Genomic DNA, 8255 nt, shown 5'->3' with positions numbered 1-8255 from the left:
GACGCCCCCTGTGCTCATGCTTCCCTCGGCCCCAGTCCGCTACGCCGCCCAGGAACGCGGCGCGCAGTAGCGTTTGGTTGCCCAGCTGTTGCTGCGTCAGAAGTCGGCAGCCCGGTTTTCTGGAAGGAATATCACAACCAGGAACGACCGGTGTCGGAGCCGAGCAACTCGCTGGTCAATTCGTCCGAGAGCTCACCCAAGGCCTTGAAGCGGGTCGCATCCTCGGGGTCTCGCGAGGCTATCGCGCGCAGCGTGTCGAAGTCGAGGTGCGGAATGAGGCTCGGTGGCGAGGTCGCGGCGAACGATCCTCGCTTCCGGATACCCGGCGGCGAGCCGAACGACGAGAGTTGCGCTGACTGCCCGGCTCACGGAATCGCGGCCGCGCGGACTCACCTCGATGATGAGGATCTGCTTCACGGTGAATCTCCGTCCGGGAGTTGCTAGAGCTTTGTGTTCGTGAGTGAATTCCAGGCGCCCAGCGAATCCATATAGTCCCGCCAGTGCGTGACCTTGCGGTTCTCGATTTTGATGATTGAGCAGAACCGGTTGTCGTACCTGGTCCCGTAAGCGAGGATGGTGCCGTGGACCTGGTATTCGATCACGACGACGGCTCCGTCGTCGGTGACGTGGGCGACGAGGTTGTCCGCGGAATCAAGCGTGATCGCGTTGCCGTAGCCGGCGAACGCCTGCATCAGCGCGGTGCGGCCGCGGATCACTGGCGGCCAGCCGGGCACATTGTAGAGGACCTCGTAGACGATATCGTCGGCGACGACGTCGAAGAAGTGCCCACCGTCGACCCGATCGCCCAGGGCGCTCCGGACCAGCTCGAAATAGGGTCGGGCCGCGTCGTAGATTGAATAATCGTCGTTCTGCATGACCGCACCTCCGGAAATCAGAAAGTTGCTTACCAATGTATAGCTACATATATTCCGTCAGCAGGCTACGGGGAAGAACGCACTTTCAAATCCGTAGCTAACTTTGGAGTAAGTGATGGCCAGGCAGAGCAATATCCGGGCGCTGGATCCGTCGGCCGTTTGCCGGACGACGGATCCGATGGCTCTGCGGGAGCTGCTTACGAAGATCGGCGACAAATGGACGATCTTCCTCGTCCTCTCGCTGGATCTGCTGGGTGGACGGGCGCGGTTCTCCGAGCTCGAACGCGCTATACCCGGAATTTCGCAGCGGATGCTTTCGGTGACGCTGAAAAACCTCGAACGCGATGGCCTTGTTGTTCGCGAGCTGTTTCCCGAAGTGCCGCCGCGCGTCGAATATGAGCTGACCCCCCTCGGCAAGAGCCTTCTCGTGCCAACGCAGGGGATGGTCGATTGGGTGAAGCGTTATTGGCAACAGGTCAGGGCCGCGCAGTCGGAATATGACGCTCGACAAGGCTAGGCGCGGGCTCACCGTGGCGGGCTTTAAGGTCCTCTTGCGGCAGCATGTGCTGACGATTTCTCGACCAATGGATTCCGTCAATCCCGATTCAGGCCGGCGGCTTCTCAGAAGGGCATAGTCAGGATCGAACGACCGATTTCGAGCGCGTAGCTGCCGAATGCTCACGTTGCGCTCGAAACATCTCCCGACCCACGCCTCTGCGGCAGTGTACCGGAACCAGTCGTTCATACAGGGGGTAATTCTCAATTTCACCGGAACTTTGCGTCTCGGCGCATCGTGGCGCGTCACAACCGTAATTTTCACGGATCCCGGTTTGGCTGATCTTCCGGGGCATCAACCGGAGCGGCCTGTCGTCGTCCGGCCGGAGCCCCATCATGACCCCGACCAGATTGCTTATCGGCCAGATCATTGTCGTCTTCGGCATCGTGATCGCCGGCATCTGGTTCGCGACGCAATGGGCCGCGGCGATGCTGGCCTACCAGCCGGAACTGGGGCCGGCATGGTTCACCTTCTTCGGCACGCCGATCTATCGCCCGTGGCAGATTTTCCCGTGGTGGTTTCACTTCGACGCCTATGCGCCGGAGATCTTCGACCACGCCGGGATGATCGCCGGTACCAGCGGCTTCATTGGTTGCGGGGCGGCGATATGCGGATCACTGTGGCGAGCCCGGCAACAGCGTCATGTCACGACCTATGGCTCGGCGCGATGGGCCACGCATCGGGACATCGCGCGCGCCGGCCTGTTCCGTGACGTCGGGGTCTTTCTCGGGCGCTGCGACCGGGAGTATCTCCGCCATGATGGCCCCGAACACGTCATGGCCTTCGCGCCGACGCGGTCGGGCAAGGGCGTTGGTCTCGTCATTCCGACCCTGCTCAGCTGGACGGGCTCGGCGGTTATTCACGACATCAAGGGCGAGAACTGGAAGCTGACCGCCGGCTGGCGCGCACGCTTCAGCCATGCGCTGCTGTTCAACCCGACCGATGTCCGCTCGGCGCATTACAACCCGCTGCTCGAGGTGCGCCGCGGCGCGTTCGAAGTGCGCGATGTCCAGAATATCGCCGACATCCTCGTCGACCCCGAGGGCGCGCTCGAACGCCGCAACCATTGGGAGAAGACCAGCCACTCGCTGCTGGTCGGGGCGATCCTCCACGTTCTCTACGCCGAGGAGGAGAAAACCCTCGCGCGGGTTGCGACCTTCCTTTCGGATCCGCAGCGCACCTTCGTCGACACGCTGAAGCGGATGATGTCGACCAACCACCTCGGCACCAAGGAGGCGCCGCTCGTCCATCCCGTCGTCGCGTCAGCGGCGCGTGAAGTGCTCAACAAGTCCGACAACGAGCGCAGCGGCGTGCTGTCGACCGCGATGTCGTTCCTCGGTCTCTATCGCGACCCGACCGTCGCCGAGGTTACGTCACGTTGCGACTGGCGGATTGCTGACCTGACCGACGGTGGGCGGCCCGCGTCGCTCTATCTCGTCGTGCCGCCTTCGGACATCGGCCGCACCAAGCCGCTGATCCGCCTGATCCTCAACCAGATCGGCCGCCGGCTGACTGAGCGGCTCGATGGGGTACAGGGCAGGGGGCATCGCCACCAGCTCCTCATGATGCTCGACGAGTTTCCGGCGCTCGGGCGGCTCGACTTCTTCGAGACGGCGCTCGCTTTCATGGCCGGATACGGCATCCGCGCTTTCCTGATCGCTCAGAGCCTCAACCAGATCGACAGTGCCTATGGCGAGCACAATTCCATCCTCGACAATTGCCATATCCGCGTTGCGTTCTCGACGAATGATGATCGTACCGCGCGGCGCGTCTCGGAGGCGCTTGGGACGGCGACCGAACAACGGGCAATGCGCAACTATGCCGGGCACCGGCTCGCGCCGTGGCTCTCGCACGTCATGGTCAGCCGCCAGGAGACCGCGCGCCCGCTGCTGACCCCCGGCGAAGTGGGGCAGCTGCCGGCGACCGATGAGCTGGTGCTGATTTCCGGTCTCGCGCCAATCCGCGCCCGCAAGCTCCAATATTACGACGATCCCAACTTTCGCGATCGGCTCGATCCGCCACCGGCGCTCCGCGCCGATCGCTATGTCGATCGCCCGCGGGCGCGGTCCAACGAGTGGGGGACCTTCGCGCGCAAGCCGGACGCACGGCTGGAACGTGCGGCCGAAGCGATCGATGCCGAGGCCGATGAGGGCGGCCTCCAGCAGGAGCGTCATCCCGGCCTCGGTGAGGAGGCGACCGCGAAGGCGGAAAAGCCGAAGCAGCTCGATCTTCTGAGTGACGACCAGGACGAAGGGAACGTTGCAGCCGACCAGCGCGCGATGGATCGCGCGCGCGGTCTCTCCACCGCCGCGCGCGCATTCGGAATCGGTGAGGACGGCGGCCCACAACTGCCGCTGGGGCTGTGACGGCGATGAAGTTCCGCCAGAACCTCTATCTCGAGCGCCACCTCTGCGACGCGCTTGAGGCGCTCGCGGCGAAGCCCGGTGCGACCAAGAGCGGGATTGTCGGCGATGCGCTCGCTGCCTGGCTTGCGCGGCGCGGATCGAAGGAGGTCGACGACCTTCTCAAGACCCGGCTTGATCGAATCTCGCGCGAACTCGCCCGTCAATCGCGCAATGACGAGGTGCTGCTCGAAAGCCTGTCGCTGTTCGTTCGCTACCAGCTGACCGTCACCGCGCCGCTGCCTGAGGCGGATCACGCCGCCCGCGCGGTCGGGCGCGAGCGGTTCGAGGCCTTCGTCGCCCAGGTCGGCCGCCAGCTTGCCAGCGGCAAACGCACGATCGGCAGAGATGAGAATGAGGAGGAGCGGTCGTGACCGATGCGTTCTCCATGTCCAACGTCTCCGAAGGTCGGCGCCGCGCCATGCTGCGCAGCGCGATGGGACCGGCGATTGCCGCTGCGCTCGCCGATCCGCTGGTGATCGAGATCATGGTCAATCCCGACGGCAGGCTACGGCTCGACCGCCTGGGAGAGGGCAGAAGCGATACGGGTTCGGTGATCGATCCCGCGCAGGTCGAACGCATCATCCGTCTCGTCGCGTCGCACGCGCGATCCGAGGTTCACTCCAGCGCGCCGATCGTGTCCGCCGAACTGCCGCCGCATGGCGAGGGTGCCGGCGAACGGTTCGAAGGCGTGCTGCCGCCGGTCAGCCTCGCCCCCTGTTTCTCGATCCGCAAACCCGCCGCGCGCATCTACACGCTGATGGACTATGTGACGGACGGCATCATGCCGGCCGGGATCGCGCGGCAGCTCAGCCTCGCCGTGGTCGATCGCATGAACATCCTCGTCGCTGGCGGCACCTCATCGGGCAAGACGACGCTCGCCAACGCGCTGCTTGCCGAGATGGCCCATCTCGACGAGCGGGTGATCCTGATCGAGGATACGCGCGAGCTGCAATGCGCCGCGCCCGATGTCGTGGCACTGCGCACCCGCACCGGCAGCGTGACGATGGGCGATCTCGTTCGCTCGACCCTCAGGCTTCGGCCCGACCGCATCATCGTCGGCGAGGTCCGCGGCCGCGAGGCGCTCGATATGCTCAAGGCCTGGAACACGGGACATCCCGGCGGGATTGCGACGGTGCACGCCAATAGCGCGACCGCCGCGCTCTACCGGCTCGAGCAGCTTGTCCAGGAGAGCGTGGTCACCGTCCCGCGCCGGCTGATTGCCGAGGCGATCGACATGATCGTGTTCATCTCCGGGCGCGGCAGAGGCCGCCGGGTTTCGAGCATCGCCCGCGTCACTGGGGTCGATCCCGATGGGAGCTACTCGGTCATCGACCTCACGCCCGATCCTGCAGCTCTTGAAGAAGGAGAAACATCGTGAACCATGCCCGTCTCCTGCCGCGCCGCGCCATTTCCCTGGTCGGCGCCGCATTCGCTCTTGTCATCTCGACCCGGGCCCGGGCGGCCGGCTCGGGCATGCCATGGGAGCAGCCGCTCCAGCAGGTCCTCGAGTCGGTTCAGGGTCCGGTCGCCAAAATCCTCGCGGTGATCGTCATTATCGTCACCGGTCTGACGCTCGCATTCGGCGAGACCGCCGGCGGGTTTCGCCGCCTGATCCAGATCGTGTTCGGTCTGTCGATCGCTTTCGCCGCGTCGAGCTTCTTCCTTTCGTTCTTCAGCTTCGGTGGTGGAGCGCTGATCGCATGACCGGCGGGGGCGCCTATAGTCAGGCGGGACATCTCGACGGGTTCGAGGTGCCGCTTCACCGATCTCTGACCGAACCCATCCTGCTCGGTGGCGCGCCGCGCGGGGTCGCGATCATCAACGGCACGATCGCGGCCGCGCTCGGCCTCGGCCTCCAGCAATGGATTGCGGGGCTCGTGGTCTGGGCGGTCGGGCATACGCTGGCGGTTTTCGCAGCGAAGCGCGACCCGGACTTCATGCCGGTGCTTGCCCGTCATCTGCGCCAGAAAGGTCATCTCGCATGCTGAACCTGCGTGAATATCGCAACACGGCCGATCGGCTTGCCGACCATCTGCCCTGGGCGGCACTGGTCGCGCCCGGCGTCGTCCTCAACAAGGATGGGAGTTTCCAGCGCACGTTGCGGTTTCGGGGACCCGATCTCGAAAGCGCGACCGAAGCGGAACTCGTGTCGGCCTGCGCCCGCGCCAACAATGTGCTGAAGCGCTTCGGCTCGGGCTGGGCGCTGCATGTCGAAGCCGAACGCCGCGAGGCGATCGGCTACCCCGACGGCGCATTCCCCGATGCGGCGAGCTGGCTGGTCGATCAGGAGCGCCGCGCCGGTTTCGAAGCGGCGGGACAGCATTTCGAGAGTCGCTATTGTCTGACACTGACCTTTCTGCCGCCGGCCGATCAGGCCGACACGGCGGGGCGGATGCTCGTCGAGCGGACTTCGGAAGGTGAAGGGCGCGACTGGCATCAGGCGCTTGCGGCATTCGTCGCCGAAACCGATCGCGCGCTGGACCTGTTCGCCGGGTTCATGCCCGGGGTCGTCGCGCTCGACGATCGCGAGACGCTGACCTTTCTTCACGGCACGATCTCGCCCCGACGCCACGACGTCGCGGTCCCCGAGACGCCGATGTACCTCGACGGCCTGCTCGTCGACACCCCGCTCGTCGGCGGACTCGAGCCGATGCTGGGTAGCCAGCATCTACGCACGCTCACCGTGCTTGGTTTTCCGAACGTGAGCCGGCCGGGCATTCTCGACGCGCTCAACCATCAGGATTTCGGCTACCGCTGGGTCACCCGCTTTATCGCGCTCGACAAGACCGACGCCACCAGGGCGCTGACCCGGCTCCGGCGTCAGTGGTTCAGCAAGCGCAAATCGATCACCGCGCTGCTGCGCGAGGTCATGTACAATCAGCCGGTCCAGCTGCTCGATAGCGATGCCGACAACAAGATGGTGGATGCCGATCTCGCGCTCCAGGCGCTGGGCGGCGATCATGTCGCGTTCGGCTATCTCACCACGACCGTCACCGTCGCCGACACCGACCGGGCGCGGGTCGAGGACAAGGTTCGCAGCGTCGAACGGATCGTCAACGGGCTCGGGTTCACCTGCATTCGCGAGGGAATGAACGCGGTCGAAGCGTGGCTCGCGAGCCTGCCCGGCCAGATCTACGCCAATGTCCGCCAGCCGCTCGTCCATACGCTGAACCTTGCGCACCTCATGCCGCTATCCTCGGTGTGGGCAGGCCCCGCACGCGACGCGCATCTTGACGGCCCGCCGTTGCTCTATGCGCAGACCAGCGGCTCGACGCCGTATCGGCTGTCGGTCCATGTCGGCGACGTCGGCCACATGATGGTGGTTGGGCCGACCGGCGCGGGGAAGTCGGTGCTGCTGTCGCTGCTCGCGCTGCAATTTCGACGCTACGCTGGTGGACAGGTCTATGTCTTCGACAAAGGCTTCTCGGCGCGGGCCGCCGTGCTGGCGATGGGCGGCGCACATCACTCGCTTGGGCAAGGCGGTGAGGCCGGACAAGCTCTGGCCTTCCAGCCTCTGCGGGAGATCGACGATCCGCTCGAACGCGCGTGGGCAACCGAATGGATCGTCGCCTTGCTCGACGCCGAGAAGGTGGTGGTTACGCCTGAGGTCAAGGATGCGGTCTGGTCCGCGCTGACCAGCCTCGCGTCGGCACCAGCGCACGAACGGACGATGACCGGGTTGGCGTTGCTGCTCCAGTCCAACGCACTGCGCACCGCGATCCAGCCCTATACGCTCGATGGACCGCATGGCCGACTGCTCGACGCGGCGGAAAGCGGGTTACGGTTTTCCAACGTGCAGTGTTTCGAGACCGAGGCGCTGCTCGGGACGACGAGCGTCGTCGCCCCGGTGCTCACCTATCTGTTCCATCGGCTTGGCGAACGGTTCGATGGACGGCCGACGCTGCTCATCCTCGACGAAGCCTGGGTCTTCCTCGACCATCCGCTGTTCGCCGCGCGGATCCGCGAATGGCTGAAGACGCTGCGCAAGAAGAATGTCGCGGTGGTGTTTGCGACGCAAAGCCTCGCCGATGTCGCGGAGAGCAGCATCGCCCCGGCGATCATCGAGAGCTGTCCGCAACGCATATTGCTGTCCAACGATCGCGCGATCGAACCACAGTCGCGCGCGACCTACGAGCGATTCGGGCTCAACGACCGGCAAATCGAGCTGATCAGCCATGCGACGCCGAAGCGGCAATATTATCTGCAATCAGCACGCGGCAATCGCCTGTTCGAACTTGGGCTTGGCCCGATCGCCCTGGCGCTGTGCGGCGCGTCCGATCCGGCGAGCCAGAAGCGGATCGATGCGATCCTCGCCGAGCACGGCTCGGACAACTTTGCGGCCCATTTCTTCAGATCCAGTGACCTCGCCTGGGCGGCCGAGCTCCTTGGCAAATTTCCCGGTACCGCCAGCTGAACCCG

8 protein-coding genes are annotated in these 8255 nt (G+C 65.0%); 7 read left to right on the top strand and 1 reads right to left on the bottom strand.

Annotation, left to right across the window (positions count from 1 at the left end):
- Positions 1–440 precede the first annotated feature (440 nt).
- On the bottom strand, positions 441–875 hold the full coding sequence (locus BGN95_RS21135) for a nuclear transport factor 2 family protein (protein ID WP_286773912.1): 435 nt from the start codon (positions 873–875) through the stop codon (positions 441–443).
- Between the two features lie 115 nt (positions 876–990).
- Here BGN95_RS21135 and BGN95_RS21130 point away from each other — a divergent pair, with 115 nt between their 5' ends.
- From BGN95_RS21130 to trbE, 7 genes are all read left to right on the top strand, one after another.
- Positions 991–1392, top strand: coding sequence for a winged helix-turn-helix transcriptional regulator (locus tag BGN95_RS21130; protein ID WP_286773911.1), 402 nt, complete (start codon positions 991–993; stop codon positions 1390–1392).
- A gap of 374 nt (positions 1393–1766) precedes the next feature.
- Positions 1767–3797, top strand: coding sequence for a conjugal transfer protein TraG (locus BGN95_RS21125; protein WP_286773910.1), 2031 nt, complete (start codon positions 1767–1769; stop codon positions 3795–3797).
- Positions 3798–3802: 5 nt separating this feature from the next.
- Entirely contained in the window at positions 3803–4207 is a 405-nt protein-coding gene (locus BGN95_RS21120) for a CopG family transcriptional regulator (RefSeq protein WP_286773909.1), read from the top strand.
- Positions 4208–4221: 14 nt separating this feature from the next.
- A complete protein-coding gene (gene trbB / locus BGN95_RS21115) occupies positions 4222–5214 on the top strand; it encodes a P-type conjugative transfer ATPase TrbB (RefSeq protein WP_286773915.1) in 993 nt (330 codons plus the stop codon).
- Positions 5211–5540: a TrbC/VirB2 family type IV secretion system protein gene (locus tag BGN95_RS21110; protein ID WP_502688330.1), complete on the top strand. Its 330-nt coding sequence runs from the start codon at positions 5211–5213 to the stop codon at positions 5538–5540. The genes trbB and BGN95_RS21110 overlap by 4 nt, the downstream gene beginning before the upstream one ends.
- Positions 5537–5824 (top strand): VirB3 family type IV secretion system protein, encoded by a 288-nt coding sequence (locus BGN95_RS21105; RefSeq protein WP_286773908.1) that lies wholly within the window; start codon positions 5537–5539, stop codon positions 5822–5824. The genes BGN95_RS21110 and BGN95_RS21105 overlap by 4 nt, the downstream gene beginning before the upstream one ends.
- Positions 5818–8250 carry a conjugal transfer protein TrbE gene (gene trbE / locus BGN95_RS21100; protein WP_286773907.1) on the top strand — a complete coding sequence of 811 codons (2433 nt, stop codon included), beginning with the start codon at positions 5818–5820 and terminating at the stop codon, positions 8248–8250. Before BGN95_RS21105 ends, trbE begins: the two co-directional genes overlap by 7 nt.
- The last annotated feature ends 5 nt before the right edge of the window (positions 8251–8255 follow it).

The sequence above is a fragment of the Sphingomonas sp. 66-10 genome (assembly GCF_001897045.1).
In the GTDB taxonomy this organism is placed as follows: domain Bacteria; phylum Pseudomonadota; class Alphaproteobacteria; order Sphingomonadales; family Sphingomonadaceae; genus Sphingomonas; species Sphingomonas lycopersici.
The sequence above is the reverse complement of the archived record's forward strand: the minus strand, read 5'-3'. Positions and strand labels throughout refer to the sequence as shown.

Coding starts and splice junctions, on each gene's coding strand:
- BGN95_RS21135 (WP_286773912.1), bottom strand. CDS start 875: ATGCAGAACGACGATTATTCAATCTACGACGCGGCCCGACCCTATTTC.
- BGN95_RS21130 (WP_286773911.1), top strand. CDS start 991: ATGGCCAGGCAGAGCAATATCCGGGCGCTGGATCCGTCGGCCGTTTGC.
- BGN95_RS21125 (WP_286773910.1), top strand. CDS start 1,767: ATGACCCCGACCAGATTGCTTATCGGCCAGATCATTGTCGTCTTCGGC.
- BGN95_RS21120 (WP_286773909.1), top strand. CDS start 3,803: ATGAAGTTCCGCCAGAACCTCTATCTCGAGCGCCACCTCTGCGACGCG.
- trbB (WP_286773915.1), top strand. CDS start 4,222: ATGTCCAACGTCTCCGAAGGTCGGCGCCGCGCCATGCTGCGCAGCGCG.
- BGN95_RS21105 (WP_286773908.1), top strand. CDS start 5,537: ATGACCGGCGGGGGCGCCTATAGTCAGGCGGGACATCTCGACGGGTTC.
- trbE (WP_286773907.1), top strand. CDS start 5,818: ATGCTGAACCTGCGTGAATATCGCAACACGGCCGATCGGCTTGCCGAC.